23 protein-coding genes are annotated in these 24,769 nt (G+C 65.6%); 14 read left to right on the plus strand and 9 right to left on the minus strand.

The genetic code is table 11. The features are described 5' to 3' along the window. Positions 1 to 5 precede the first annotated feature (5 nt). Positions 6 to 473 (plus strand): hypothetical protein, encoded by a 468-nt coding sequence (locus IC40_RS0106305; RefSeq protein WP_216847469.1) that lies wholly within the window; start codon positions 6 to 8, stop codon positions 471 to 473. Between the two features lie 1,376 nt (positions 474 to 1,849). Next, positions 1,850 to 2,941, plus strand: a complete 1,092-nt coding sequence (gene ripC, locus IC40_RS0106315; RefSeq protein ID WP_030133897.1) for a peptidoglycan hydrolase RipC — start codon at positions 1,850 to 1,852, stop codon at positions 2,939 to 2,941. A 21-nt stretch (positions 2,942 to 2,962) separates the two neighbouring features. On the opposite strand, the gene IC40_RS0106320 is transcribed toward ripC, so the two are convergent. Next, complete coding sequence (locus tag IC40_RS0106320) at positions 2,963 to 3,760, minus strand: alpha/beta fold hydrolase (protein ID WP_030133898.1); 798 nt, start codon at positions 3,758 to 3,760, stop codon at positions 2,963 to 2,965. Between the two features lie 57 nt (positions 3,761 to 3,817). After that, positions 3,818 to 4,663 (minus strand): F510_1955 family glycosylhydrolase, encoded by an 846-nt coding sequence (locus IC40_RS0106325; protein ID WP_030133899.1) that lies wholly within the window; start codon positions 4,661 to 4,663, stop codon positions 3,818 to 3,820. Positions 4,664 to 4,915: 252 nt separating this feature from the next. On the opposite strand from IC40_RS0106325, the gene IC40_RS0106330 reads away from it, so the two are divergent. After that, positions 4,916 to 5,602 carry a DUF305 domain-containing protein gene (locus tag IC40_RS0106330; protein ID WP_030133900.1) on the plus strand — a complete coding sequence of 229 codons (687 nt, stop codon included), beginning with the start codon at positions 4,916 to 4,918 and terminating at the stop codon, positions 5,600 to 5,602. Positions 5,603 to 5,621: 19 nt separating this feature from the next. Here the strand turns inward: IC40_RS0106330 and IC40_RS0106335 are convergent, their stop codons facing one another. The 3 genes from IC40_RS0106335 to ripA all read right to left on the minus strand — a co-directional run bounded on the left by IC40_RS0106335 (position 5,622) and on the right by ripA (position 9,338). After that, complete coding sequence (locus tag IC40_RS0106335) at positions 5,622 to 6,806, minus strand: HAMP domain-containing sensor histidine kinase (RefSeq protein ID WP_030133901.1); 1,185 nt, start codon at positions 6,804 to 6,806, stop codon at positions 5,622 to 5,624. Beyond that, positions 6,803 to 7,558 carry a response regulator gene (locus tag IC40_RS0106340; protein ID WP_030133902.1) on the minus strand — a complete coding sequence of 252 codons (756 nt, stop codon included), beginning with the start codon at positions 7,556 to 7,558 and terminating at the stop codon, positions 6,803 to 6,805. The genes IC40_RS0106335 and IC40_RS0106340 overlap by 4 nt, the downstream gene beginning before the upstream one ends. A 370-nt stretch (positions 7,559 to 7,928) precedes the next feature. Beyond that, positions 7,929 to 9,338, minus strand: coding sequence for an NlpC/P60 family peptidoglycan endopeptidase RipA (gene ripA, locus IC40_RS0106345; protein WP_030133903.1), 1,410 nt, complete (start codon positions 9,336 to 9,338; stop codon positions 7,929 to 7,931). Between the two features lie 384 nt (positions 9,339 to 9,722). Between ripA and IC40_RS0106350 the strand changes: the two genes are divergently transcribed. The 6 genes from IC40_RS0106350 to IC40_RS27160 all read left to right on the plus strand — a co-directional run bounded on the left by IC40_RS0106350 (position 9,723) and on the right by IC40_RS27160 (position 15,160). Then, positions 9,723 to 10,088, plus strand: coding sequence for a BlaI/MecI/CopY family transcriptional regulator (locus tag IC40_RS0106350; protein ID WP_030133904.1), 366 nt, complete (start codon positions 9,723 to 9,725; stop codon positions 10,086 to 10,088). Continuing rightward, positions 10,085 to 11,005 carry a M56 family metallopeptidase gene (locus IC40_RS0106355; protein ID WP_030133905.1) on the plus strand — a complete coding sequence of 307 codons (921 nt, stop codon included), beginning with the start codon at positions 10,085 to 10,087 and terminating at the stop codon, positions 11,003 to 11,005. Before IC40_RS0106350 ends, IC40_RS0106355 begins: the two co-directional genes overlap by 4 nt. Positions 11,006 to 11,380: 375 nt before the next feature. After that, on the plus strand, positions 11,381 to 11,791 hold the full coding sequence (gene lpqS, locus IC40_RS0106360; protein WP_030133906.1) for a putative copper homeostasis (lipo)protein LpqS: 411 nt from the start codon (positions 11,381 to 11,383) through the stop codon (positions 11,789 to 11,791). Between the two features lie 105 nt (positions 11,792 to 11,896). Next, entirely contained in the window at positions 11,897 to 13,012 is a 1,116-nt protein-coding gene (locus tag IC40_RS0106365) for a PLP-dependent cysteine synthase family protein (RefSeq protein ID WP_030133907.1), read from the plus strand. Then, positions 13,009 to 14,271, plus strand: a complete 1,263-nt coding sequence (locus IC40_RS0106370) for an MFS transporter (RefSeq protein ID WP_030133908.1) — start codon at positions 13,009 to 13,011, stop codon at positions 14,269 to 14,271. The genes IC40_RS0106365 and IC40_RS0106370 overlap by 4 nt, the downstream gene beginning before the upstream one ends. A gap of 76 nt (positions 14,272 to 14,347) precedes the next feature. Next, positions 14,348 to 15,160 carry a winged helix-turn-helix transcriptional regulator gene (locus tag IC40_RS27160; RefSeq protein ID WP_081843340.1) on the plus strand — a complete coding sequence of 271 codons (813 nt, stop codon included), beginning with the start codon at positions 14,348 to 14,350 and terminating at the stop codon, positions 15,158 to 15,160. 33 nt (positions 15,161 to 15,193) lie between these two features. Here the strand turns inward: IC40_RS27160 and ripB are convergent, their stop codons facing one another. Next, entirely contained in the window at positions 15,194 to 15,964 is a 771-nt protein-coding gene (gene ripB, locus IC40_RS0106380) for an NlpC/P60 family peptidoglycan endopeptidase RipB (protein ID WP_030133910.1), read from the minus strand. Positions 15,965 to 16,481: 517 nt separating this feature from the next. After that, entirely contained in the window at positions 16,482 to 17,705 is a 1,224-nt protein-coding gene (locus tag IC40_RS0106385) for a L,D-transpeptidase (RefSeq protein WP_030133911.1), read from the minus strand. 287 nt (positions 17,706 to 17,992) lie between these two features. On the opposite strand from IC40_RS0106385, the gene IC40_RS0106390 reads away from it, so the two are divergent. The 5 genes from IC40_RS0106390 to IC40_RS0106410 all read left to right on the plus strand — a co-directional run bounded on the left by IC40_RS0106390 (position 17,993) and on the right by IC40_RS0106410 (position 22,074). Beyond that, on the plus strand, positions 17,993 to 18,367 hold the full coding sequence (locus tag IC40_RS0106390) for an ArsR/SmtB family transcription factor (RefSeq protein ID WP_030133912.1): 375 nt from the start codon (positions 17,993 to 17,995) through the stop codon (positions 18,365 to 18,367). Continuing rightward, positions 18,364 to 19,479, plus strand: coding sequence for an ACR3 family arsenite efflux transporter (gene arsB, locus IC40_RS0106395; RefSeq protein WP_030133913.1), 1,116 nt, complete (start codon positions 18,364 to 18,366; stop codon positions 19,477 to 19,479). The genes IC40_RS0106390 and arsB overlap by 4 nt, the downstream gene beginning before the upstream one ends. Positions 19,480 to 19,483: 4 nt before the next feature. Further along, complete coding sequence (locus IC40_RS0106400; protein WP_030133914.1) at positions 19,484 to 20,155, plus strand: arsenate reductase ArsC; 672 nt, start codon at positions 19,484 to 19,486, stop codon at positions 20,153 to 20,155. Positions 20,156 to 20,169: 14 nt separating this feature from the next. Further along, a complete protein-coding gene (locus IC40_RS0106405) occupies positions 20,170 to 20,592 on the plus strand; it encodes an arsenate-mycothiol transferase ArsC (RefSeq protein WP_030133915.1) in 423 nt (140 codons plus the stop codon). 72 nt (positions 20,593 to 20,664) lie between these two features. Next, positions 20,665 to 22,074, plus strand: coding sequence for an FAD-dependent oxidoreductase (locus IC40_RS0106410; RefSeq protein WP_030133916.1), 1,410 nt, complete (start codon positions 20,665 to 20,667; stop codon positions 22,072 to 22,074). Between the two features lie 40 nt (positions 22,075 to 22,114). Here the strand turns inward: IC40_RS0106410 and IC40_RS0106415 are convergent, their stop codons facing one another. Together IC40_RS0106415 and IC40_RS0106420 are read right to left on the minus strand one after the other, a co-directional pair. After that, positions 22,115 to 23,338, minus strand: a complete 1,224-nt coding sequence (locus IC40_RS0106415; protein ID WP_030133917.1) for an MFS transporter — start codon at positions 23,336 to 23,338, stop codon at positions 22,115 to 22,117. Next, entirely contained in the window at positions 23,335 to 24,684 is a 1,350-nt protein-coding gene (locus IC40_RS0106420; RefSeq protein ID WP_030133918.1) for an NAD(P)-binding domain-containing protein, read from the minus strand. The genes IC40_RS0106415 and IC40_RS0106420 overlap by 4 nt, the downstream gene beginning before the upstream one ends. Positions 24,685 to 24,769 lie beyond the last annotated feature (85 nt).

A 24,769-nucleotide genomic window follows, 5' to 3' on the forward strand; every position in this document is an offset into this window, starting at 1 on the left:
CGGTCATGACAGCTGCAGGAACGTCCAAGGTGGAAGCCCGGCGACGAGCGCGCGAGGCGACCAGGCGCGCCAACGAGGCCCGCGCGGCTCGGGAGAAGGCGAACATCGAGAACGCGGCGAACTACATGGTGGCCAAGGCTCGGCTGGCCGAGATCGACGCCTGGGAGACCGAACGGTTGGCCGCGGTGACCGAACTGGTACGCGCCGAGGCCACCAAGCGGCGTGCCGGCACTCGGGCCGCGGCCGGCGCGGCAATCAGGCTGTTGCGGGAAAGTGGTGAGACGCTGACGACGATCGCTGAACTGACCGGCGACGGTCTCGGCGAAGTCAGGGCCATGCTGAGGCACGCACCGAAGATCGAGAAGCGCACGGCGAGAAAGGGTTCGCATGCACTAGGCGGCTTTGGTGTTGTCGGTCCGTCAGAAGGCCCCGGCGGCGGAGCTACAGACAATCCCGAGGCGGCCTCGGCGTGACAACTACGTTGACGGTCGGCAATGGGCTGACAACGTGGAGCACGGGAGGCGTGACCACCCGGCCGCGGTGCGCGGCGCGCGACGGCTCCCGCCAGGAGCAGCACGGTGCTGGCGGGGCAGTGATGAGCAGACCGACGTGCGTTGAGGAACCACACCTGGCAGCGGTCAGCTCCTGGTCCACGGTGGCCGGCCTGTGGTGTCTTCGAACGCCGATTTGGCCGCGCCGCGTGTTGGTGTTGGTCGAGGGCCAGGAGAAGCGCAGGCCAACTCATCGTCGGTCGACGGCTGCACGCCCCCGAATGTGCGCTACGAGAGTCACGCGGTTGCAGCCCAATGCCTTCAGACTGCATATCTGGACCGGGGCGATCGGCAAGAAACGCTTACGGCCTCTTTTTGACCCGCGACGGCGCGGGGTTCTGCGTGCGTCCGCGTCAGTACGCGTTGGCGATCGGCATCGGAAGCATGGCCGTGAGAGTGCTGGGTTTGCACGAGTGCCGGTGTGCGTGAAGATCGCGGCTGACCCAGCGCGTCGTTTCGAGCTCCCAGGGCGACAACAGGGTGCGGGTGGCGCGAATGTGTCGCGGCGGCCGGCATGCGGTGCGGCGCTTCGCTAGTCGCGGCGTGCGGCGCGCATGATCGGTGGCGCTGCGCGATGCGATGCGGCACGACTGGGATGCCGCCGCGGTGCAGGCGGCGCTGCTTGGCGCCCAGCCCACACCGTGGCAAGCAATTGCGGTCGCTGATGTGGTCTCCTGCGGTCTCGGCGGGAACGCCCTGGGCGGTGCTAGACGGGCCGTGGCGGCGGTTGTCGCAACGTGTCGAGCCGAGGAAGCTGGAACGGTCGACGCGAGGCTTGCGCTGGGGCGCTCAGCCGCGCTGGAGGACCACCGCGGTGGGGGCGGCTCCGTGGGGCGTCGAGCCACGGCCAGGGCGGCGACGCCGGCTATCCGGGCACAGCAGTGTGGCGCGCATCGTCTCTCGACGAAGATCGTCGATGTAAACACGCAGCGAGTTGCTGAAGCTCAGCAGGGTAAGGCGGCGGTCGGCCCCGCCTTGTTGCCCAGCTGGTTTAGGGACAGACCAGTTGTCTGGTGGATGCTGACCGAGGTGGATGGCAGCCGCGGACCCCAGGTCAAACGTGCGATGGGGGACAGTCGAGAGAACGGGTCCACGCACAGCTGGTGCGACAGTCCGGAGACCCAACTCGGCCATGTCTCGTAATCGCGGCGCGCGGTACATGAGGGGTGTCGAGACCTCAAGAAGAGGGCCGTCGCCCCGTTGTTGCCGGCTGGACAGCAGCCCGGCGACCTCGTAACCTAACCGTGACCTACGTACCTGCTACGTACTTTCGTACCTCACCGAAGGTTTCCGCTGTTGTGACTTTGCCTGTGCTTGAGGCCCCATCGCGCGCGCTGGGTAAACGGCTCGCCTTCATCTTGGCGGCGATCGGTATTGTTGCTGCGCTTCTGGCGACCGACGTGAACGCTGAGCCTGCGGCTGATGCGCTTGCCGAACTGACCGAATTATCGCGTGTTGCTGAGCAGACCACAGAGCAGATTCACACCGCGCAAATCGACCTCGACGAGAAGCTCGCCGCTCAGCAGGTCGCGGAGAAAAAGGCGGCCTCTGATCGTGCGACCGTCGATGTGGCGTCGGCCGATCTGGCGACGTATCAGGCTGCAGTCGATGAGCTGGCCGCCTCTGCATACATGGGTGGCCGTACCGACACCTTGGCGGCGGCATTGACGGCAACGTCTCCCCAGGACCTCATAGATCAGCTGGCGGTCCAGAAGACGGTTGCCTCGGAGCTGACTGTGCAAATGGCCGCGTTCCGATCGGCGAGTACGCGTGCAGCCGCAGCCGCAGACCAGTCTGCGAAGTCGGCAGCACAAGCACGGATCGCGTCCGACGAGGCCGCGGCGGTGCGAACGGACCTCGATGCCAAACAACGCCGAATGCAGGAGCAGATTGCTGCCGTGCAGGCTCGCTACGAGGCTCTGACGCCTGATCAGCGGGCCATCTTGGCCGATCCGGGGCCGCCGCCCCCACCGCTGCCGCCGTCCTCGCCGTCGAACGATCCAAGCATCGTGGCCATGCCGGGCCCGGCCGGCGGCGAACCCTTCGGGGGCGGAACTGCGGTCGTGCAAGCTGCCCTGACACGGGTGGGATCACCGTATTCGTGGGGCGCCACAGGCCCGGATGCGTTCGATTGCTCAGGGCTGATCAAGTGGGCGTTCCTGCAGAACGGGAAGTCGTTGCCCCGGTCAAGTCAAGCGCTCGCGCAGGGCGGGCAGGCGGTGGCTGTTTCTGATATGCAGCCCGGTGACATCGTGACCTTTTATGGTGATGTCTCTCATGCGGGGATTTACATCGGTGACGGGATGATGGTTCACGCGTCCACGTTCGGAACGCCGGTGAAAGTCGCGCCGATCTCTTCCGCACCAATTCACAACGTCCGGCGGTACTAGGCCGCCGCCGCGGCGCTGGCGTCAATCGTTGAAGAAACGGGTGGTGATCTGGGTCCATTCGCGGATCTCGTCGATGGTGTGTGCGACGTGCAGGGTCGAGTCGGGGATCAGATCAGCGAGGCGCTCGGCGGTAGAGATCGGGTGCAGGGGGTCGGTGTCCCAGGCCAGGACCAGAGTGGGCTGGCGGATCTGGGTGAGTTGATCAGGGTCGGGTAGGTCGGAGGAGCCAACCCCGCGCATGGCGGCGGAGACCACATCGTCGTCGACGCCGGGTTCGAACTTGCCTTGCCGGTAGTTGGCGAAGATCGGCAGTGGGGGAGCGTCGGCCCATTGTTGTCGCCACGCGGTTGGTCCAATGGAGTCGATGAGGTCAGCGGTGTCGAAGTACCACTGGCGCGTTTGTTGGGGCCCTGTTTCCCAGGCGACGGGAGGGATCACCAGCGCCAGCCGCCTGAATCGGCGAGGAGCGTTGAGGGCGGCATGCAGTGCAGCAGCGGCTCCGAGCGAGGATCCGGCGAAATCGATGGGTTCGTCGAGGCCGGCCGCGTCCAGGACGCGCAGGAGGTCGTTGGCTGCTTGCTCGAAGCGATAGTCCTCGGGTTCTGGGCGGCCCGGTGATGCGCCGTGTCCGCGCTGGTCGTAGGTGATCAGGTGGCGGCCCTCGGCGATAGCGTCGACGTCGAAGATGCCCAGGCCGCGCACGATCTGCCGGCTCATGAGCACGCCGTGCCCATAGCCAATCGGTACCGTGTTGGGGGGTCCGCTGAGCTGGTAGGCGATGGTGGCGCCATCGGTGATGAGATGGTGGTCATCCGGCATTGCGGCTCCTCAGATGCGTTGGTGCGACGTTCCGCGGGGGTTTCGGTTGTTGGCCGTCTATTCCACAGCGGTGAGGACGTTCACCGTGGCACCGTCGTCGGTGGAGGTGTAGATAGCGGTATCTGTGGCGATGTAGACCTGGCCGTCGCCGGCGGCGAGAAGGGCCTGAGGTTTGGCGCTGAGGGTGTGTCGTGGTTGCCAGGTCTGCCCGTTGTCGGTGCTGGTGTAGAGGGTTCCTTGGAGGTCGACCCCGAGCAGGGGGCCGCGCTGGGGCCAGCTGACGAGTGCCAGTGCCGGTGTATCGGTGATTGCGGCGAATGTCATTGCGCCGTCGTTGCTTCGGAGGAGCCCTTGGGGTGTGGCCGCGAGGATCTCGTCGGCGTCCGCGGGTGATACTGCGAGGTCGGAGGCAGGGATTTCTGCACGCCGCTGCCAGGACTTCTGATCGAGGCTGACCATCACCGTGCCCGACTGGCTGTCGTGACCATAGACCCGCCCGTGGCGGTACTCGAGTGCATGAAAATCGGCGCTGCCGTGCAGCGACAGAGATTCCCAGGATTGACCGGCGTCGCTGCTCTTGATCAGACCCAGATGTGGTGGTTGTTGACGGTCAGCCGGATCGGGGTGGCCGCTGGCCAAGAATTCGTCGGGCCCGGTGACGGTGAAGCCCATGAAGTCCTGGACGAGATCGCCGACTCGTTGTGGCGCCTGATCGGGCTCTGCCGTGTAGAGGCCGTAATGAGTTGCCACATAGAGGGTTTCATTGGACGGGTTGATGCCAAGGCCGTGGATGTGCACCATGCCCGGCACAATGGCGGGCGGCGCACTGTCGGGAGCGTTCGACGAACACGCCGTGGCCAAGGCTCCGGTCAGAATTGCGGCGAGGACTCTACGGAGCTGCACACTGACCCCTTCCGGTCACGGACAATCTACGTAGTGCAATAGTAGATGGGTGGCACGGGGCAACGGTGCGACGCCGGGTTTGACGCCCTGGGCGGCGCTGCGGGTACCGGCGGGCCGGTAAAGCGTCTTCATCAAATCTTCATCGGAACACGAGCCGACCCATATGCGAAGTCCTGAAGCTGGACAGAGGCGGCGAGAGCGCTCGCTGCGTGGACGCTTGGCGTCACGAAGATGTGTGAGAAAGGATGTGCGATGCAGCACAAGCGATTTGGAGTTGGGGTGGCGGCGCTGGCGGTGTCGGCCCTGTTTATCGGCGCCTGTTCGAATGCGGCAACAGACTCTCAGTCATCGACCAGCACCACCTCGGCGGCAGCATCGGCATCGCCGAGTGCTGCGAGCAGCGACGCTACCCACAACGACGCTGATGTGGCGTTCGCCCAAGGCATGATTCCTCATCATCAGCAGGCGATCGAGATGAGCGACATGCTGCTCGGTAAGCAAGGCATCGATCCCGAGGTCATCTCGTTGGCGAACGAAATCAAGAACGCACAAGGCCCTGAGATCGAGACGATGCAGGGCTGGCTCCAGGAGTGGGGAGCGTCGTCCTCGCCTGCACCTGCGCCGACCAGCACCGCAATGCCTGGCCACAACATGCCGGGCCATCAGATGCCTAGCGGCGACATGGGCGACATGCCTGGTATGGGCGGCGGCCACGGCATGATGTCGGAAGCCGACATGGCTGCGCTGCAGAATGCGCAGGGCGCGGAAGCGAGCCGACTTTTCTTGACGCAGATGATCGCCCATCACAAGGGCGCAATCATGATGGCGCAGGAGGAGATTGAAATTGGCCAGTTCCCGGCGGCGGTGGAGATGGCGCGCGCCATCGTGTCCTCTCAGCAAGCGGAGATCGACACGATGCAGGGGATGCTGGACAAGTAATAGGTCAGCGGCGCGACGGTCAGGTCCGCGCTGAGGCCCCCGCAACAGGGAACTTCTCGGCGCGTACCTGAGCGACGGGTAAGTCGACGGTGAATGTTGCGCCGGCGCCAAGTCCAGCGCTCGCTACGGAGATGGATCCGCCGTGGGCCTCGACCAGCGCTTTGGCGATGGCGAGCCCTAAACCTGCGCCGCCATGCTCGCGGTCGCGGGCGGCGTCGGCTCGATAAAACCGCTCGAACAGCCGGGGGAGGTGCTCGGGGGCAATTCCTTCACCGGTGTCGGCGACGGCGATGCTCAACCGTTCACCGTCGCGGACACAGCTGACGTCGACCGAACCGCCGGACGGAGTGTGTCGCAGCGCATTTTCCAGCAGATTGCCCAGGACTTGGGAGAGCCTTTGCTCGTCGGCCCACAGCGGCGGCAGCGCCTGCTGGAGGCGTAGGCGTAGTGCGACCTCTTTGGTGTCGTAGCGTTCCTGGGCCGCGGCGACGGATTGGCGCGTCAAGCGGTCGACGTCAATGGTGGCGTACGACATGGAAACCGAGCTTTCCTCGGCCTTGGCCAGCGCCGCGACATCATCGGAGAATCGAACCAGCCGGCGGGTCTGGTCGCGCAGCATGGCCGCCGTTTGCGGTGTCAAAGTACGCACGCCGTCTTCGAGGGCTTCGATGTAGGCCTCCAGCACCGAGACTGGTGTGCGGATCTCGTGGGCTAGGTCTCCGAATAGTCGCTGTCGTGTCGAATCAACCGCTTGGAGCCGGGAGGCCATCTGATTGAAGGCGGTCGAGAGCGCGTCGAAATCGTCGCCGAGGCGCGGCGATGACACACGAATCTCGTAATTTCCTTGAGCGACATCGGTGGCGGCGGAGGCGACCTCGGTGATGGACCGTTGGAGCCGTCGACTGACGTAGAAGCTGACGGCGAGCGCGGCTAACGCCGACACCGCCAGGGCGCCCCCGATGGACATGACCGTGGCGTAGCCGTAGGCCTCCTCGGCATGCACTTCCTCCGGCGAGTCCATGGGCACGCCCGCGAGGTGAAGGTGCTCACGAAAGAGGGGTGGGCCAACGACGGCGGCCACCACTGCGGTCGTCGCGGCCCCAGCGACCAACACGATGGCTTGGGCTGCCAGCAGCCGCAGGCCGATACCAGGGCGACCCCATCGTCGACGTCGGCCAGGTGTGGGTGCAGGTGGGGGAGTCACTGTCCGGTTCCCATCCGGTATCCGACTCCTCGCACGGTGGCGATGTAGCGGGGAGAGGCTGCGTCGTCGCCGAGTTTGCGCCGCAGATGGCCGATGTGGACGTCGACGAGGTGCTCGTTGCCGACCCAGGGTCCGTCGCGCACGATTTCAAGTAGTTGTCGCCGGCTGAGCACATTGCCTGGCCGGCCGGAGAGAGCTTCGAGAATGTCGAATTCTGTGCGGGTCAACAAGATTTGTTCGTCGTCGATGCGGACCTCGCGGGCGGCGACGTCGATGCTCAGTGCGCCGAAGCGACGAGGTGGCGTGACGTCAAAGTCGGCGGTTGTGGTGGCTGATTGCAGGACGCGGGGCCGACGCAGCATGGCGCGAATGCGCGCGACGAGTTCGCGTGGGCTGAAGGGTTTGGTGATGTAGTCGTCGGCGCCGACGGTGAGGCCGAGGACTGTGTCGATTTCGGTGTCGCGGGCGGTGAGCATGACGATGTAGGCGTCGGAGAATGTGCGTAGCTGTCTGCAGACTTCCAGTCCGTCGATGCCGGGTAGGCCGATGTCGAGGATGACGACATCGGGGTCGAGGTCGCGGGCGACGGCGATCGCGTCGACGCCGTTGGCGGCCACGACTGCCTCGAACTGCTCGCGTTCGAGATAGCTGGCCACCACTTCGGCCAGGGGCAGTTCGTCGTCGACGACCAGGGCGCGGTATCCCTTCGCCGTGTCGGGCGCGGTACCCGGGTGGTGCTCCATGGTCATCATGGTGCCTGTTGATGTGGGTGCGGCGGCGCGCGACTGCCGGAGTGGCGGCGATCTTCAGCAGATCTTTATCAGACTCATACCGATTGCGTCCTGGAGGCGGGAGACGCTCACTGTGGAGGTGGGCCTGACATGCGCTGGCTGATGGACGTCTGCCCGGACAGTCTCGGATGGGAGGTGCGGCTGATCCTGTGCGCCGTCATTGTCGTGCTGTGGGCCGCCGCTATCGCCGGGGCGACGGCTCTGTTTCAGGCGTCTGGGCGGCCGTGCCGCAGCGAGCGGCGTGAGGCACCGGAGGAACGCGCACCGACGGCCTCTCCGGAGGGGACTGACCCGTCAGAGGAGCACCCGGCCCTTGGCTCGCCGCGAGGTGTTAGTACTCGATCAAGCGCGTGACGTAGGGCGTCATGCCGGAGGTGCGTACGGGGGAGATTTTGACCACTGACCCGGTGTAGGGAGCTTCGATCATCATGCCGTCGCCGAGGTACATGGCTTCGTGCTGGCTGGCGTTGGGGCCGTAGAAGATGAGATCACCGCGTTGCATCTGCGATGACGGTACTTTGCGGCCGGCGTTGTACTGAGATCCGGAGTAGTGGTCGAGCTTGATGCCCACGCCGGCGAAGGCGTACAGCATGAGGCCGGAGCAGTCGAAGCCGACGGTGCCGGCTCCTTGATCGATTCCCCGAGCTGGTCCGTTGGCGTTGCCACCGCCCCATGAGTAGGGAACGCCGAGCTGGGACATGGCGCGTCGGATCACGAATTCGGAGGCCTGGCGGCCGTACAGGCGTGGGATGCGTCCGTTGGTGATGCCGGGATCGGCGGCGGCGGTCGCCGGGGATAGGATGCCCAGTTTGACGAGGAAGTTTCGACCCATGTCGGCAGTGAGTTGCAGCGAGGTCGCCATGATTTTGAGGACGGCGTTGATGATGGCTATCGGGTCGCCGGCCACGTTGGCGCTGGGCACCATCGGCAGCGTGGTGTCCCACTGGCCGGTGCCCGAGCTGTCTGCCGGTGCCGGGGTGGAGCGGTCCCATTGGCCGCTCGGCGGGATTGCGGTACCGGGTTGCGCGGCGGTGGGCTGGTGAGTGGTAGCTGCTACCGGTCGGGCAGTAGTGAGTCGGTTTTGGGCGGAGTCGCGTTCGGCGGCCAACCGGGTGAGATCGGACTGTTGATCGGTGAATGCGCGTTGCGCGGCAATGAGTTCGGCGACTGCGTGGTCTTGTCGTCGTTGCGCGTCGGCTGCTGCTGCGTCGGCGTCCAGGCGGGCCTGCTTGGCGGCTGAGAGTCTGTTGGCGCGTTCGGTCTGGCTTTGGCGAAGATTGTCTCTGACCCTGCTGAAGGCGATGAGATAGGTCTGCTGCGTCGATGCTGCTGAGAGGATGTCTTCGGGGCTGGTTGCCAGCGGCAGTGCGCGGGAGGGACCGTTCATGTAGGTGGAGGCGGCGACCTCGTCGAAACGCTGCTGCGTGGCGTCGATGGCGGTCTGGCTGTCGGCGAGCGCTTTCTCGCTGTCGGCGAGTCTGCGGTGCGCCTCGGAGACCGCCTCGCGGGCAGTGGCGAGCTCCACCAGGGCCCGATTGACGCTCTCCTGTTGGTGTTGGATGTCCGCGCCGATGTCGGCGACGTGCTGATTGGCTTCGGCGACGGCGGCGACAAGTCCTGCGACCGTTTCGCTGTCACCATCAGGTTCGCTTCCGTGCCCGGCCGTGGCGATCCCCGAGGGGTGAAGCACCAGCATTGACGCCAACGCCCCAGCGGTAAGAAGCGACGTGAACCGCTGCATCAGTTCTCCTGTGGGGTGGCTGCCGGTGGCCGCGAGTCGGTCTGGCCAGTGCGCCGAGGTGTCATATCCCACTGCCTTCTAGCGCCATCTATCTACGTAGTTGCTCAGTACGTAGTTGGAACGTACATCACTGCAGCATCAGGAGAAACGCCTGTCACAGTCTCAACTCGGTAACACCTGAGCGGGCGGCAGCATGTGCTCTTGGGTCCGATGAGGCCGAGGCCTTGGACCGATTTCGATGGCGCACGCATGAGCGGATCGACATCGGTGGCGCAGCCGCGGTGAGGTCCCGGCATCTGAGCTGTTGGCGGCTACATTAGGGAGCTGCAGGTGCCGCGCTGTGCGAATCGGCCACCTCGTCAGAGCGGGCAGGAGATGCGGCGGATGGAACAGCGAGCTTTCGGCGATCTCGAAGCGGTGGTCATGGACTGGGTGTGGGATCACCAGGAGCCGGCCACCGTGCGTGACGTGTTCGAGGATTTGGCTCAGCAGCGACCCATCGCGTACACCACCGTGTTGTCGACCATGGACAACCTGTATCGCAAGCGGTGGCTCAAGCGGCAGCGCAGCGGCAAGGCCTACGTGTACCGGGCGGCGATGACTCGTGAGGAGCGGTCAGCGCGTCTGATGAAAGCCGCATTCGACTCCGGTGGCGATACCAACACCGTGCTGGCATTTTTCCTTGAGCAGATGAGCGCAGAGCAATCCGCGCAGCTGAAGGCGGCCCTGCGTAAAGGCCGGCGGTCATGACGACGGCGCTGTGGCTGGTGCTCTACGGCGCCGTGCTGGCGTGGCTTGCTCCACCGGTACTGCGGCGCCTCACCGGTGGCGGAGTGAGTCCGTCTATGGGTGTGGCCGCCTGGCTGGCCACGGTTGCCGCCGTGCTTGCGGCGTGGCTGGCGGCAGTGGTGCTGGTGGTCAACGCGACGTCGAACAGCGTGCTGGACGGCTCGGTCGTGACCCTCTGCCTGGAACTGTTCGGGTTCTCCGATCACACCCCGCTGGCGGGACGCCTCGGGTCCATTGCTCTTATCGGTGGGGGACTGCTGACTTCGGCGGTCGTGGCGCTGCGACTGGGACGCTGCCTGGCCAGGCTGCGCACCCGAAGCCATGAGCACGCACAGGCTGCGCGGATCGTCGGTCGGCCCACCGACCATCCTCACGTCGTTGTGGTGGAGGCCGACCTTCCTGCCGCCTACTGTGTCATCGGTCGCCCCCATGCGATCGTTGTGACCTCGGCGGCCGTGAAATCGTTGAACCGGTCGCAACTGAAAGCGGTTCTTGCGCACGAGGATGCCCACCTGTCAGGGCATCATCACCACATTCTGATGGTGCTGCGTGCCCTCGCCGCCACCCTTCCTCGCCTTCCTTTGTTCGCCTGCGCGCATCAGGCTGTGGCGGAACTGCTGGAGATGTGTGCCGACGACACCGCCGCCCGTCGCGTCGGGACTCGTCCTTTACTCACGGGGTTGCTTGCGCTGGCCGGTCACCGACCTCCTGTGGCTGAAGGTCTGGCCGCGGCGGCGACAGCGGTCATCACCCGAGCCGAGCGTCTGGTCACCCCGACCCGTCGGCACGTGCGGTGGCGTCACCGCGCTCTGCTGGTCGCCGCCATCACCACCATGCTCGCCACGCCGGCATTCATTCAGGTGCTCTGCCACCACTAGGTGCCGGTTGAACCAATCCGATTTGGGTGCGGGTCGGTGATGCGCACCTGGACGGACGAGGACCCTTCAGCGGTCAGGTATCTGTCCACTCAGCAAATCTCAACCAGGCCGCCTGATGCCTGGGTCCACAGTGCCAATTATCTCCGTAGTCAAACCGTAGATGACCAGTGCAAAGGCCGGTGTCACCGAAGTTCGAGTGATGGCATGCACAGCGCCGAAATAGGCAGTACGGCAACGCTATCGGGCGAATGATGCAAAGGCGCCGATTCCTTCGCGCGGGCCGCCGATGAGGACTGTCGCGGGCAGGTCACGACACGGCGTCAACTGCACGGCCGCAACTCCGTTCGCCGATCCGCTGCTACAGTCGGCAACATCGTGAGCTATATCGACGGGAGTTCCTCGCAGCGGCGACGCGCAGTCGTCGCTGTGTTCCTCGCGTTCTGGACCATCATTGTGGCTGCGGAATGGGCGCTGCCGGGGACCGAGGCGGCGCCAGCCCACGGACCCCACCCGCTTGCGAGCGCGGTGGGCGCGCCGGTGGCCGTCCAGCTCGACCATCCGCACATCTCCCAGGGCGGAAGTGCGCCGTCACCGGAGTCTTTTGCTGAAGCCGTTCTGCCGCGGGGGACAATCACGCTGATTGCCCTGGCCTTGGTCAGCGCTTTGGCTGTGTTGCCGGCGCTCTGGCGCTACGCGCCGCTTGCTCCTATTCGCGGTCCTCCGCGCTCACCCGTCGCGCAGACCGGACGCGACGTGCTTGTCCGGCTGTGCATCGCGCGTCGCTGATCGGCTAGCGTCAGGCCCCGCCTTCTGGACCGGGGGCCGGTGACCGCTGCCCGCCACCAGCAGCCGCGCGACAATCGCGGCGTCAACAGAAGCGATATCCCCGACATGAATCACGCCGTTTCGATCAACCATGCCCACGACACCGACCAATTCGAGCACCTACGGCTGGGCCGCTTTGAGCGGCCGGCCACGATGGTCGGGCAGACGCCCGTCCTGAGGATCGGCGCGCCGTTCACCACCGCAGGGCAGGGCTTTTGGGCCAAACTTGAAGGCTTCAACCCGGGCGGAATGAAGGACAGGCCCGCCCTGCACATGGTCGAACGCGCCCGAACCCGCGGGGTGCTCGCCCCGGGCGCACGTATCGTCGAATCAACCAGTGGCACATTAGGATTGGGACTCGCTCTCGCCGGCACAGTGTACGGTCACCCCGTCACCTTGGTCACCGACCCCGGCATGGAACCGATCATCCAACACATGCTCGCCGCGTTCGGCGCGCACATCGAACTGGTGACCGAGCCCCACGAGCGCGGCGGCTGGCAGCAGGCCCGCACGCAACGCGTTAAGGAGATTCTGGCCACCGATCCGCACGCGTGGCATCCCGACCAGTACAACAATCCGGACAACGTGGAGGCCTACCGCGGGCTGGCGGTCGAATTGAATGAGCAGCTGGGATCTGTGGATGTGTTGGTGTGTTCGGTGGGCACCGGGGGACACTCGGCAGGCGTGGCCCGGGTCTTGCGGGAATTCAATCCCGGCCTGCAGCTGATAGGCGTCGACACGGTGGGCTCGACCATCTTTGGGCAGCGCGCCACCACTCGACTCATGCGCGGCCTCGGCTCCAGCATCTTCCCGGGCAACGTTGATTACGGCGCTTTCAATGAAGTGCACTGGGTCGCGCCGGCGGATGCGGTATGGGCCTGCCGAACCCTGGCGGCCACTCACTATGCCAGTGGCGGGTGGAGTGTCGGCGCGGTCGCGTTGGTGGCCGGGTGGGCTGCGCGCAACAGCGGCCCCGGCACCACGGTCGCCGCCATTTTCCCCGACGGCCCGCAGCGGTATTTTGACACCGTCTATAACGACGACTATTGCCGCACCCATGGTCTGTTGGACAAGGTTCCGTCCAATGAACCAGCCACCATTGACGACCCGCTGGCACACGCGGTCACGACCTGGACGCGGTGCCCCGTGGTCGTTGACCCCACGCAGGTGGTGCCGCGATGACACTGCTGTCCGGGTTCCGCAGCTTCGGCTGGCCAAGCCGCATGCTGATGATCAACCAGTTCGGGATCAACCTCGGTTTCTACATGCTCATGCCCTACCTGGCTGGCTATCTGGCTGGGCCCCTGGGCCTGGCGGCATGGGCCATCGGGCTCGTGCTCGGGGTCCGCAACTTCTCCCAGCAGGGCATGTTCATCATCGGTGGCACGCTGGCCGATCGCCTGGGCTACAAACCCCTCATCGTGAGCGGATGCGTGCTGCGCACCGCAGGATTCGGGCTTCTGGTGGTCGCCGACTCGCTACCGGCAGTGTTGGTCGCCTCGGCGGCAACGGGTTTCGCCGGAGCACTCTTCAACCCGGCTGTGCGTGCGTACTTGGCCGCCGACGCGGGCCCTCGACGGGTGGAAGCGTTCGCGCTGTTTAACGTGTTCTATCAAGCGGGCATCCTCGCGGGGCCGTTGGTGGGCCTGGCGTTGATGTTCGTTGACTTCAAGATGACTGCTGCGGCCGCGGCGCTGGTCTTCGCGGGGCTGACCGTGGCGCAGCTGTTCGCACTGCCGCAACGTGCTGTGACTCCAGCACAGGAGAAGACCTCGGTACTTCAAGACTGGCGGGCAGTCGCGGCCAATCGCTCGTTCCTGCTATTCGCCGTGGCGATGATCGGGTCCTATGTGCTGTCGTTCCAGGTGTACCTGGCGATGCCGCTGCAGGCGCGATACCTGTTTCCCCAAAGCGACTCCGTGGTCACCGCGATGATTTTCGTTGTCTCCGGAGTGGTGGCGGTGATCGGACAGATGCGGATCACACGGTGGTTTGCGCGGCGTTGGGGTTCGGGGCGGTCGCTGGCCATCGGCATGCTGATTCTGGCGTTGTCGTTTCTGCCGCTGATCGTGTTGCCTGACGATCAGCGCGCCGGCCGTGTTGCTGCAGCGACAGCGCTGCTCATCGCGGCGGCCGTGCTGGCGGTCGGCTCGGCTGCGGTGTTCCCGTTCGAAATGGATACCGTCGTCTCCCTGGCCGACAACCGGCTCGTCGGAACTCATTACGGCTTCTACAACACGATCGTCGGCGTCGGCATCCTCGTCGGCAACCTGGCAACAGGCTCGTTGATGCAACTCACCCGAGAGGCGGGGCGGCCGGAACTTCTGTGGGTGTTGTTGACAGTCATCGGATTACTGTCGGCGGTTGCGCTGTACCGCCTGGATCTGCGAGGACGGCTGGGGTCAGCGCCGGAGGCCGTAACCGAAGCGAACCGACGGTGAACCTTCCGGTCGGCGCGTCATCTACGTAGTAACTACGTAGATGACGGTAGGCTGTCTCGTGGGCGGTTCAAGAGGAATGCGTGAACGTTCGTTGGTTTTCTTGAGCGGCGAGGAGAGTGCCACGACGATCGAGTCGCACCGTCTTGTCGCTGACTTTATACCTCCAGCGGCGGCCGCCGGCCGCATCCGTGTGCTGCTAGTGGAGCCTCGACGCATCTATGCGACCACTGTGGCGCGACACCTGCTCGCCGGCGATTTCGCCGTGGAGGTGGCCTACTCACCCGGTGCTGCACTCACAGCACTGCGCGAGCGTGATCCTGATGTGGTTGTCGTGTGCCTCGGTACTCAGGGGCCGGGTACGGTCATGCTTGACCGCATCCGTCAGGAAACTCAGGTCGGCGTGGTTGCTCTCAGCGACGGCGATGTCACCCCCCTGCTCCTTACCGCCGGCACCGTCTCGGTGGACGACATCGAGGCGCTGAACGCGCGAATTCGGTTGGCGCTGAGACGGTGCCATGTCCACGGCGAACGACGTGACGACAGCCACCGTAACGAGACGCATCGTCGTGAAATCGGAGATCTGCTTATCGATCTGGCCGGGCGTCGGGTGTTTCTCCGCGGCGAGGCGCTGCCACTCACCCGTACAGAGTTTGAGGTTCTCTCCACGCTGGCGGAAAGTCCCGGTGAACCGGTGACCTGTCGCCAATTGCAGCTGAGCCTGTGGGGGGATGCGTCTGCCGGCGGCCGGAACACTCTGGGGGTGCATGTGGGCCATCTTCGGCGCAAGCTGGGTGACGATCCGGCATCACCGCGGTACCTCCGTACGGTGCGCGGGACCGGCTACTGCCTCACAGCCGACGGGGGGCAGCGAATGCCGGGTGCCTTGTAGCGATCCAACTGGTGACCGGTTGCGGGGGAGCAGTCAGCTTTCGATGATGCGAACGACGTACGGAGTCATCCCTGACATGCGCACCGGTGAGATTTTGATCGGGACGCCCGTCTGCTGCGCCTCAAGCATTTGGCCGCCGCCCAAGTAGATTGCTTCGTGCTGACTGCCGCCCGGCCCCCAGAACAGCAAATCGCCTCGCTTCGCTTGGGCGGGTGGCACTTTGCGGCCGGCGTTGTATTGGTCGCCGGACCATCGCGGGAGCAGCATTCCGACGCCGGCGAACGCGAACCGTGTCAGACCAGAACAGTCAAAGCCCACGGTGCCTGCCCCCTGGTCGACGCCGCGGCTGGGACCGGTGAGGCTTCCGCCACCCCAGGAGTAGGGAACACCAATTTGTGTTCCCGCCCTGCGAATCACGTACTCGATCGCTTGCGCACCATTGACCCGATTGCCACGCACGCTCGTCGACGGATCCGCGGCGGGACTGACAATTCCCAGGCTGCTGAGGAAGCTGCGACCCATGCTCATGGCTGTCTGCGTCGCCATGGCCGTTGCCTGCAGGGATGCGTTCGCGATGGCAACCGGATCGCCGGGAGCGCCCGCGCTCGCCATCTTTGGCAGCAGTGGGTCCCACGGGCCGGCGGCAGGTTGGGCCGACGTGATCGGTGCGCACGCGAGGAGGAGCGCGACGACGATGGCGATCACACCGGGGAGCCGTCGAACGCGGCCCGCTACACGAGTTGCGGGGTCGCAGCGATCGGCACGGGCAGCTGCCGCACCCTTGCTTCGAACGTGTAATCCCATGTCTTCTCCTCGGTGCTCCGCGCGGTGAGCTATCACGCACCACTAGCGGGGCTGAATCGCATACGCACGGCGCAGCACCAAAATACGTAGCTCCTACGTAGAAAAGCGTAACTCACAAAAGCCCCACCAGTAACAGCAGCCACATAATTACAATGGTGAAATTCGCTGCGGCAGTTGGCGATTTGGATGCTGCATTACCGGGCTCAGGCGTTTCGCGGTCGGGAAGGCGCGCGTGAATAGCGACTTGGGTGAACGCACATTGTGCGAGCTTCACGGAGAAGGGGGCACTATGGACGGTCGTCGGGGTCAGCCGTTCTGCCCCGAGCGGTCACGTGAAGCATCGTCGGCGGCAGCGCACCGCCTTCGGTCACCGGGGAGTTGACGGGCTCCAGCTGCGCGACAACCGCCCGAATGGCGACGGCCCCTCGGAACGGAACTCAAAGGTACTGCGGGGCAATGGCGTTCACAAGTGTGCGTGCAGTGAAGCAGTGTCGGCTTGTCAAGCACCTTTCGATGGTCAGAGGTTGGCGTTTCCGGTCTTCCATTGCTCCCAGGGGACGTTCCAGTCGCCGAGACCGTCGGTTCCTGAAAGGGTGGGGCCGGTCGTGTTGATCACTTCGACGATGTCGCCGCGTCGGGTGTTGTCGTAGAACCAGCGGGCATTCGCTGGATTGACGTTGAGACATCCGTGGCTGACATTGGCGATGCCTTGGCTGCCCACCGACCATGGGGCCGAGTGCACGTAGATGCCGCTGTAGGACATTTGCGTTGCCCATTCGACTTCGGTGCGGTACCCGTCGGGTGAGTTGACGGGGACTCCGTAGGTGGACGAATCCATCACCAGGAATGAGTAACGGTCGCCGATGATGTAGGCGCCGTTGTCGGTGGGTGTTGTGGCTTTGCCCATAGAGATGGGCATGGTTTTGACGACTTCGCCGTTGCGCCGCACGGTCATCGTCTTGGTGGCGTCATCGGCGGTGGCGATGATCTGGTCGCCGATGGTGAAGCGCGTGGTGACGTCATCCTGGCCGAAGAGCCCGTCGCCGAAGTCGACACCGTAAGCCTTAACTGACACCTCAACCTTCGTGCCGGGCTCCCAGTACTCGGCGGGGCGCCAGCGGACTTCACGATTGCTGAGCCAGTAGAACGCACCCTCAACCGATGGGTTCGTGGTCACGGTGATCGCCTGCTGGGCCGCCGCTCGGTTCGTGATGTTCTCGTCAAAGCGAATCGCAATGGGTTGACCCACGCCCACCGATTCGCCGTCATTGGGCAACACGTAGGGCATCGTCAGGTTTTCGGGGGAATGGGTTTCGAATGTTGCGCTGGTGCTTGTCGTTCCGCCAAGTCCTTGTGCGTGCGCCTGCAGGGTGTACTGCTTGTTGTAGCCAAGCGGTTCCGCCGAGGACCAGGTAACGCCGTCGGGGCCCAGCTGCCCGTCGACAAGTTCGCCCGCCTCGTTGGTCAGCGATACTTGGCCGAGAACACCGCCGCCGGCGGTAACGGTTACGGGGGAGTCGACAGCGACGCCGATTGCACCATCGGTGACGGACGCTTCGAGTTTCGGTACGAGCAAGTCTGCGTAGGGCGTGCCCTTGTCGGTGATGACGTCGGGGGTGGGCGCCGCCGCCGGAGTCGAGGTGCAGGCGGCCGCTATCAGCAGCACCGCCACCGCGACGACGGTCGTGCGCAGCCAGTGCGTCGTCGCTCGAAGCTGTGGGGGACAGCCTGTCTGCGGCATGAGTGGGGCTCTCCGTATCGGGTTGTCGTCATCGGCTTACGGGCGGGGCACCCTCTGGCGCGTCGTGAGGGCCGGTCGCGGGCGACGGCGCACCGTTCACGGGTATGCCCTCAGTGTGCTGATGCGTCGTTTGGCTTTCTTAGTCCTTCGATGAAGATTCGATAAAGGCGCCGCGTTGGTCTGCAAAGTGTGTTGGCGGACTGCGGGGACGGGCCGGGTGCGCGCGGCGTGCGGTGTTCACACATCGTTCGCTTGCATCTTGGTTCGATAGTCGTCAATATCGATGTATGTCGAATCCGGAGGGACTGGCCGCAGATGCTTGCTGCGTCACGCCACCGCTGTTGCGCGAGCCACTGACTGAGCCGGCGGCTGCCGAGATGGCCAAGAAGTTGAAGGCGCTGGCTGATCCGGTGCGGCTGCGGCTGTTCAGTGCGATCGCCAGTCATTCCGGTGGGGAGGCGTGCGTGTGTGACGTCTCGGGTGGCATCGACGTCTCCCAGCCCACGGTGTCGCATCACCTCAAGGTCCTGCGTGCCGCCGGCCTGCTCACTTCTGAGCGTAGGGCGTCGTGGGTGTACTACGCCGTGGTCCCGGAAGCGCTGCGTGACCTCTCGGCGTTGTTGGATCTCAACGCGGCCGCGCTGGCGGGGGTGACGGCATGACCGACACGGTGGCCTCGAGTTCCTCAGCGCCGGTGATCGCCAAGTTGTCCACTTTGGACCGCTTCTTACCTGTGTGGATCGGTGTCGCGATGGTCGCCGGCCTGCTGCTGGGTCGATGGATCCCGGGTCTGAATACCGCGCTGGAAAGTGTGCAGATCGACGGGATTTCGTTGCCGATCGCCCTGGGCCTGTTGATCATGATGTATCCGGTGCTGGCCAAGGTCCGCTATGACCGCCTCAATACCGTGACCGGGGACCGCAAACTGCTGCTCAGCTCGTTATTTTTGAACTGGGTGTTCGGGCCGGCGTTGATGTTCGCGCTGGCGTGGCTGATGCTGCCCGATCTGCCGGAGTACCGGACTGGGCTGATCATCGTCGGGCTGGCGCGCTGCATTGCCATGGTCATCATCTGGAATGACCTGGCCTGCGGCGATCGGGAAGCCGCCGCCGTGTTGGTGGCGTTGAACTCGATTTTTCAGGTCATCATGTTCGCGGTCTTGGGCTGGTTCTACCTGTCGGTGCTGCCCGGCTGGCTGGGTCTGGAGCAGACCACCATCGACACTTCGCCGTGGCAGATCGCCAAATCGGTTCTCATCTTCCTCGGTATCCCCCTGTTGGCCGGGTACTTGTCGCGTCGGATCGGCGAGAAGGCCAAGGGCCGCGACTGGTACGAGTCGAAGTTCCTGCCCCGGATCGGGCCGTGGGCGCTCTATGGGCTGCTGTTCACCGTCGTGATTCTCTTTGCGCTGCAAGGTGAACAGATCACTAGCCGGCCTCTCGACGTGGTGCGGATCGCGCTGCCCCTGCTGGTGTACTTCGCGATCATGTGGGGCGGTGGCTATCTGCTGGGCGCCGCGATCGGCCTGGGCTATCAACGAACCACCACCTTGGCGTTCACCGCGGCGGGCAACAACTTCGAGTTGGCCATCGCGGTCGCGATCGCCACTTACGGCGCCACCTCCGGGCAAGCCCTGGCCGGGGTGGTGGGCCCACTGATCGAGGTTCCCGTGCTGGTCGCCTTGGTCTACGTCTCGCTGGCGCTGCGCCGACGCTTCCGCGACCACACCACCGAACCCGCCGCAATCCACCCGTCCACGACACAGGAGTCGTAACACCATGTTTGACAGCCCCGCCGCCCTGCGTTCGCACCGCGACCTCTCGATCGATCAACAGCACGCACTCAAGACCGCGGCCACCCGGTTGGAACGCGACTTCGGCGCCAGCTTCGGCGTCGAGACCATCGAGAGGTTCCTGAGCACCTCCTATGACCAGTTCGCCGGCCGCGCCACCGTCCCCAACTTTCTGCCCTTATTAGCCGAAAGGTTCGCCCGTCAACGCCTGCACGCCCTGGCCCGAGTCGAGGGCAAGATCAGCGACGGCAAGCCCACGGTGCTGTTCCTGTGCACCCACAACGCCGGCCGGTCTCAGATGGCGCTGGGCTTCTTCACCCACCTCGCCGGCGACGACGCGGTGGCCTGGTCGGGAGGCTCCGAGCCTGGCGATGCCATCAACCCGTCCGCCGTGGCGGTGATGGCCGAGGTCGGCATCGACATCACCGGCGAGTTCCCCAAGCCTTGGACCGATGAAATCGTGCAGGCAGCCGATGTGGTGATCACCATGGGCTGCGGGGACGCCTGCCCGATCTTCCCCGGCAAGCGCTATGAGAACTGGGACCTACCCGATCCGGAAGGCCAGGACGTCACCGCGGTCCGCCCGATCCGCGACGACCTCGAAGAACGCGTCCGCCGCCTCCTCGCGGAACTCAACGTCATCGCACGACAGAATTAGGAGCACAGGGCCCGATGACTGACTCGACACCGTCGGTGTTGTTCGTGTGCGTGAAGAACGGCGGCAAGTCGCAGATGGCGGCTGGGCTCATGCGCCAGCTCGCCGGCGACACCGTGGCTGTGCATTCGGCCGGGACCAAACCTGGTGCCGCGGTCAACGATCTATCCGCCGAAGCACTTCGGGAGGTGGGCGTCGACATCGCCGGTGAGCAGCCCAAGCCGGTGGACTACGAGCTGGCCCGCGACGTCGATCTGGTGGTCACCCTCGGCCGGGAAGCCCAACTCGATCCGCTACCAGGCATCCGGGTGGAGAACTGGGACACCGACGAACCCTCTGACCGCGGCATCGACGGCATCGAACGCATGCGCCTGGTCCGCGACGACATCACCGCCCGCGTCCAACGCCTCCACACCACGCTCACCAACGGCACTGCCTGACACTCAGCCCGCTTTCACGCTGCAGCGCGGCAGCACCCACCCTTCCACTCGATATACCGAGGAGACTTCGTCATGCCCGCACGCCATATCGTCGCCATCGGCGGCAGCGACGCCGGAATCAGCGCTGCCCTGCGCATCCGTGAACTCGACCCCAGCACCGAAGTGACGGTCGTCGTCGCCGACGCCTACCCCAACTTCTCCATTTGCGGCATCCCGTACTACGTCTCCGGGGAGGTCACGCACTGGACCAATCTGGCGCATCGCACCGCTGATGACCTGGCCGCCACCGGCATGCGGGTCCTCACCGACACCCGCGCCACCCGGATCAACGTCGCCGAACACACCCTCGACGTCCTCGACCCCACCGGGGCGCCCACCGAACTGTCCTACGATGCCCTGATCGTGGGCACCGGCGCCGTCAGTGCCCGCCCACCGATCGACGGTCTCACCGGACCAGACGCCCTCGGCCCCCAAGATGGCGTGCACCTGCTGCATTCGATGGGCGACACCTTTGCCGTCATGGAGTCCCTTGAGCAGCGCGGCCCTAAGACCGCGGTCATCATCGGCGCCGGGTACATCGGCCTGGAGATGGCCGAAGGACTCACCACCCGCGGTATCGCCGTCACCCAGATCGAGGCGCTACCCGAAGTGCTGCCGACCGTCGACCCCGAGCTGGGCGCCCTGGTCCACGACGAACTGGAACGCCACGGCGTTCAGGTCCTCACCAACACCACCGTCTCCGCCGTCGCCCGCACCGACGCCGGCGCGTTGACGGTGACTGCCTACTGTGGCGGCGAAACACTGCAGCAGACAGTCGATTTCGTGCTCGTCGTGGTCGGTGTGCGACCGGACGTGGAGCTGGCCGCCGATGCTGGCGCCGAACTCGGGATCCAAGGTGCGATCGCCGTGGATGAGGCGATGCGCACGAATCTGCCGGATGTGTTCGCTGCCGGGGACTGCGTGCACACCCACCACCGCCTGCTCGGCGTGACGTGGCTGCCGTTGGGCACCACCGCTCACAAACAGGGCCGCGTCGCCGGGGAGAACGCCCTCGGCGGTAACGCCCGCTTCGCGGGCAGCCTTGGCACCCAGGTGGTCAAGGTCTTCGACCTGGTGGCCGCCCGCACCGGGCTGCGCGACCACGAAGTGCTCGCCGCAGACCGCGGGTGGACACCGGTCACCACCGCAGCCACCCCGGATGACCACAAGGCGTACTACCCGGGTGCGACCCCCATTCACATCCGGATCACCGGCGACGAACGCACCGGCCGGCTGCTGGGGGCGCAGCTCGTCGGGCACCGCAGCGCCGAGGTGTCCAAGCGGGTCGACACCTACGCCACCGCACTGTTCCACGAGATGAGCGTCGAAGGCTTCTCCGAGCTGGACCTGTCCTACACCCCGCCGCTGGGATCACCCTGGGACGCAACCCAAATGGCCACCCAGACCTGGGCCCGCCACCTCCGGGCGAAGGCATTCAGCTGACCTTCTGGGTGCACGGGATCGGATCGCGCGCCAAAAGCCGCTAGACCCGGACGACCGGCACTGGGGTCGCGACTCGCGGCCTGGTGGCCACCGCCATCAGTGCCCCCGCCGCGGCGATAGCGCCGAGGGCGACGAACATCGCGGCGTACCCGCCGAGCAGGCTGGCCAGCGCCGCACCCACGAAAGGTCCGACCGCGGTAGCGATCATGATCGGCGCAGACAGGATGCCGCTGAGATGGCCGTAATGGGCCGAACCCCAACGCTCGGTGACCGCGGTGGCCTGCAGCAAGGTCATGATGCCGCGGATCACTCCCGCCCCGATCGCCACCACGACCAGCGCAGCGAAACTGCTGAACAGCCCCAGCAGCGCGGTGGTGGCGGCGACGCCGGCCATGACGAGCACCGTGCGGGGCACGACACCGACGCGGCGCACCAACCTCTGATAGCCCAGGCGGCCCAACACCTGCCCGGCGCCGCCCAAGCCAAGCGCAACCGCCGCGGCACCGGTGCTGATGCCACGTTGACTCATCAACGGCACCAGGTTCGCGATCACCGCATACGAGGCGAGCCCGGCGAGCGCGAACGCCGCGATCAACGCCAGGAACGGCCCGCTCCGAGCGGTGCGGGTCGGCGCCTCGACATGCTGATGCGTGGTGGTCACCGCCGGCCATGGGCGCCGCAAGCCGAAGAAGTGCGCCGGGATGGTGATCACCGCCATCACGGCAGCCAGAACAAGATACGTGTGACGCCAACTCATCTGGGCTGACAGTGCCGCGGTTAAAGGGGCGAACACGGTGCTGGCGAAACCAGCCACCAGCGTCAACGCGGTCAGTGCACGCACGGCGTCGGTGCCGAAGAACCGGGTCAGCGCCGCGAACGCGGGCGCATAGAACACCGCGCTCATCGCCACCCCGGCCAGCACCCAGGCCGCGACGAACCAGCCGTAGTTCGGCGCCGTCACAACCGCCACCACCGCGAGGCTGCCCAGGATGGAGCCGGCGGTCATGATCCAGCGCGGACCCACCCGGTCCAACCACCGCCCAATAGGGATGCCCACCAATGCCGCGGTCACCAACCCCGCGGAGAACGCGGCCGTCACCGCCGGCGGGGACCAGCCGGTGTCGGCGCTGATCTGCTCCGAAAGCACGGTGAAGGCGTAGTACAGCACGCCCCAGCTGCTGATCTCGGTGACACACAACGTCACCAACACCCAGCGCAGCCCGTGAGCTGCACCGGGCGCCGGATGAGGATTGGCCTGGGTCATCCGCCAATGGGGTTCAGCGACAACGACAGCAGCTGCGGTGCCGAGTTCTGCGACGTCGGGGCTGGTCCGCAGCACCCGCCCCCGGCGTTCTCGCCCTCGGGGCTGTCGAACAAGCCCGCCCCGTTGCACACCCCGGTATCGGGCAACGTCAGCTCGACCCGGCTCGCGGCCTCGTGGTCGCCGGCCAGCTCGGCGGCGATGCTGCGGACCTGCTCGTAGCCGGTCATCGCCAGGAACGTCGGCGCCCGGCCGTAGGACTTCATGCCCACGATGTACAGATTCGGCTCGGGGTGGGCCAATTCGGCGGCGCCGTGCGGCAATACGCTGCCGCAGGAGTGCATGTTCGGATCGATCGAGCCTGCCAGGTTGATCGGGGCCTGCAGGATCGGGTCCAGCGCGATGCGCATCTCCGACAGGAACGACAGGTCCGGCCGGAACCCGGTGAGCACCACCACGTGATCGGCTGGCGCCAAAGCGCGCCCGTCCTCGGCGGTCACCACCGCGCGGCCGTCGACCAGATCGATGCGCTCGGTGCGGAATCCGGTCGACAGCGACACCCGGCCCGCCTCGACCGCTTCCTTGGATCGCACACCCAGAGCGCCGCGCTGGGGCAGTTCATCGGCGGCGCCCCCGCCGAAGGTGTCCTCGGAGACCCCGCGGCGCAGTACCCACGTCACCGTCGTCGAGGGATCCTTGCGGACCACCTCGCCGAGCTGGATCACCGCGGTCATCGCCGAATGCCCGCTGCCGACCACCACCACGTGCTTGCCTGCCAAACTTGAGGCCTGCGCGAGGGTCGGCGGAACATAGGTCAGCACCCCGGAGGTCGCTGCCGCGCGTTCCCCGATCGCCGGAACCCCGTCAGCGCCAGCAGGGTTGGGCTGGCCCCAGGTGCCCGAGGCGTCAATGACCGCCTGGGCCTGCACCCGGCACTCCGTTCCGTCAGCGTTGCTCACGTGCACGACGAACGGCGTCTCGGCACGACCAGGCGTGACGAGCCGGTCCCGGCCCAACCGGGACACCGCCTCCACTCGCGCGCCGTACTGGACCCGTTCACCCAAGGCGCCCGCCAACGGTGCCAGGTAGTCGTCGATCCACTCCCGGCCGGTCGGGAATCCGGAAGCGGAGGCCGTCCAGCCCGTCGGCTCCAACAGTCGTTCGGCGGCGGGGTCCACCAGTTCGGGCCACGGGGAGAACGTGCGCACGTGCTCCCACTGCTCGACGGCCGATCCTGGACCTTGGCCGGCCTCCAACACCAGCGGGGTGAGTCCGCGCTCCAGTAGATGCGCGGCCGCCGCCAGACCCAGCGGTCCGGCCCCGATCACTACGACGGGCAGCTCTGACATGCTCCACTCCTCTCATCGACGTTCTTCGATGGGACTGATCGTGCTTGACGCATCGACGTTTGTCAATGCGTGTGCCATCATGAGG

Origin of the sequence: Mycolicibacterium neoaurum ATCC 25795 (assembly GCF_000691525.1) — a bacterium.
Lineage (GTDB): Bacteria > Actinomycetota > Actinomycetes > Mycobacteriales > Mycobacteriaceae > Mycobacterium > Mycobacterium neoaurum.

Bases quoted from the DNA above. Each gene is read 5' to 3' on its own strand.
- IC40_RS0106330 (WP_030133900.1), top strand. From the start codon at position 4,916: ATGCAGCACAAGCGATTTGGAGTTGGGGTGGCGGCGCTGGCGGTGTCG.
- IC40_RS0106385 (WP_030133911.1), bottom strand. From the start codon at position 17,705: ATGCCGCAGACAGGCTGTCCCCCACAGCTTCGAGCGACGACGCACTGG.
- IC40_RS0106370 (WP_030133908.1), top strand. From the start codon at position 13,009: ATGACACTGCTGTCCGGGTTCCGCAGCTTCGGCTGGCCAAGCCGCATG.
- IC40_RS0106420 (WP_030133918.1), bottom strand. From the start codon at position 24,684: ATGTCAGAGCTGCCCGTCGTAGTGATCGGGGCCGGACCGCTGGGTCTG.
- IC40_RS0106365 (WP_030133907.1), top strand. From the start codon at position 11,897: ATGAATCACGCCGTTTCGATCAACCATGCCCACGACACCGACCAATTC.
- ripA (WP_030133903.1), bottom strand. From the start codon at position 9,338: ATGCAGCGGTTCACGTCGCTTCTTACCGCTGGGGCGTTGGCGTCAATG.
- arsB (WP_030133913.1), top strand. From the start codon at position 18,364: ATGACCGACACGGTGGCCTCGAGTTCCTCAGCGCCGGTGATCGCCAAG.
- IC40_RS0106350 (WP_030133904.1), top strand. From the start codon at position 9,723: ATGGAACAGCGAGCTTTCGGCGATCTCGAAGCGGTGGTCATGGACTGG.
- IC40_RS0106405 (WP_030133915.1), top strand. From the start codon at position 20,170: ATGACTGACTCGACACCGTCGGTGTTGTTCGTGTGCGTGAAGAACGGC.
- IC40_RS0106320 (WP_030133898.1), bottom strand. From the start codon at position 3,760: ATGCCGGATGACCACCATCTCATCACCGATGGCGCCACCATCGCCTAC.
- IC40_RS0106305 (WP_216847469.1), top strand. From the start codon at position 6: ATGACAGCTGCAGGAACGTCCAAGGTGGAAGCCCGGCGACGAGCGCGC.
- IC40_RS27160 (WP_081843340.1), top strand. From the start codon at position 14,348: ATGCGTGAACGTTCGTTGGTTTTCTTGAGCGGCGAGGAGAGTGCCACG.
- ripB (WP_030133910.1), bottom strand. From the start codon at position 15,964: ATGGGATTACACGTTCGAAGCAAGGGTGCGGCAGCTGCCCGTGCCGAT.
- IC40_RS0106340 (WP_030133902.1), bottom strand. From the start codon at position 7,558: ATGATGACCATGGAGCACCACCCGGGTACCGCGCCCGACACGGCGAAG.
- IC40_RS0106390 (WP_030133912.1), top strand. From the start codon at position 17,993: ATGTCGAATCCGGAGGGACTGGCCGCAGATGCTTGCTGCGTCACGCCA.
- IC40_RS0106415 (WP_030133917.1), bottom strand. From the start codon at position 23,338: ATGACCCAGGCCAATCCTCATCCGGCGCCCGGTGCAGCTCACGGGCTG.
- IC40_RS0106355 (WP_030133905.1), top strand. From the start codon at position 10,085: ATGACGACGGCGCTGTGGCTGGTGCTCTACGGCGCCGTGCTGGCGTGG.
- IC40_RS0106400 (WP_030133914.1), top strand. From the start codon at position 19,484: ATGTTTGACAGCCCCGCCGCCCTGCGTTCGCACCGCGACCTCTCGATC.
- IC40_RS0106410 (WP_030133916.1), top strand. From the start codon at position 20,665: ATGCCCGCACGCCATATCGTCGCCATCGGCGGCAGCGACGCCGGAATC.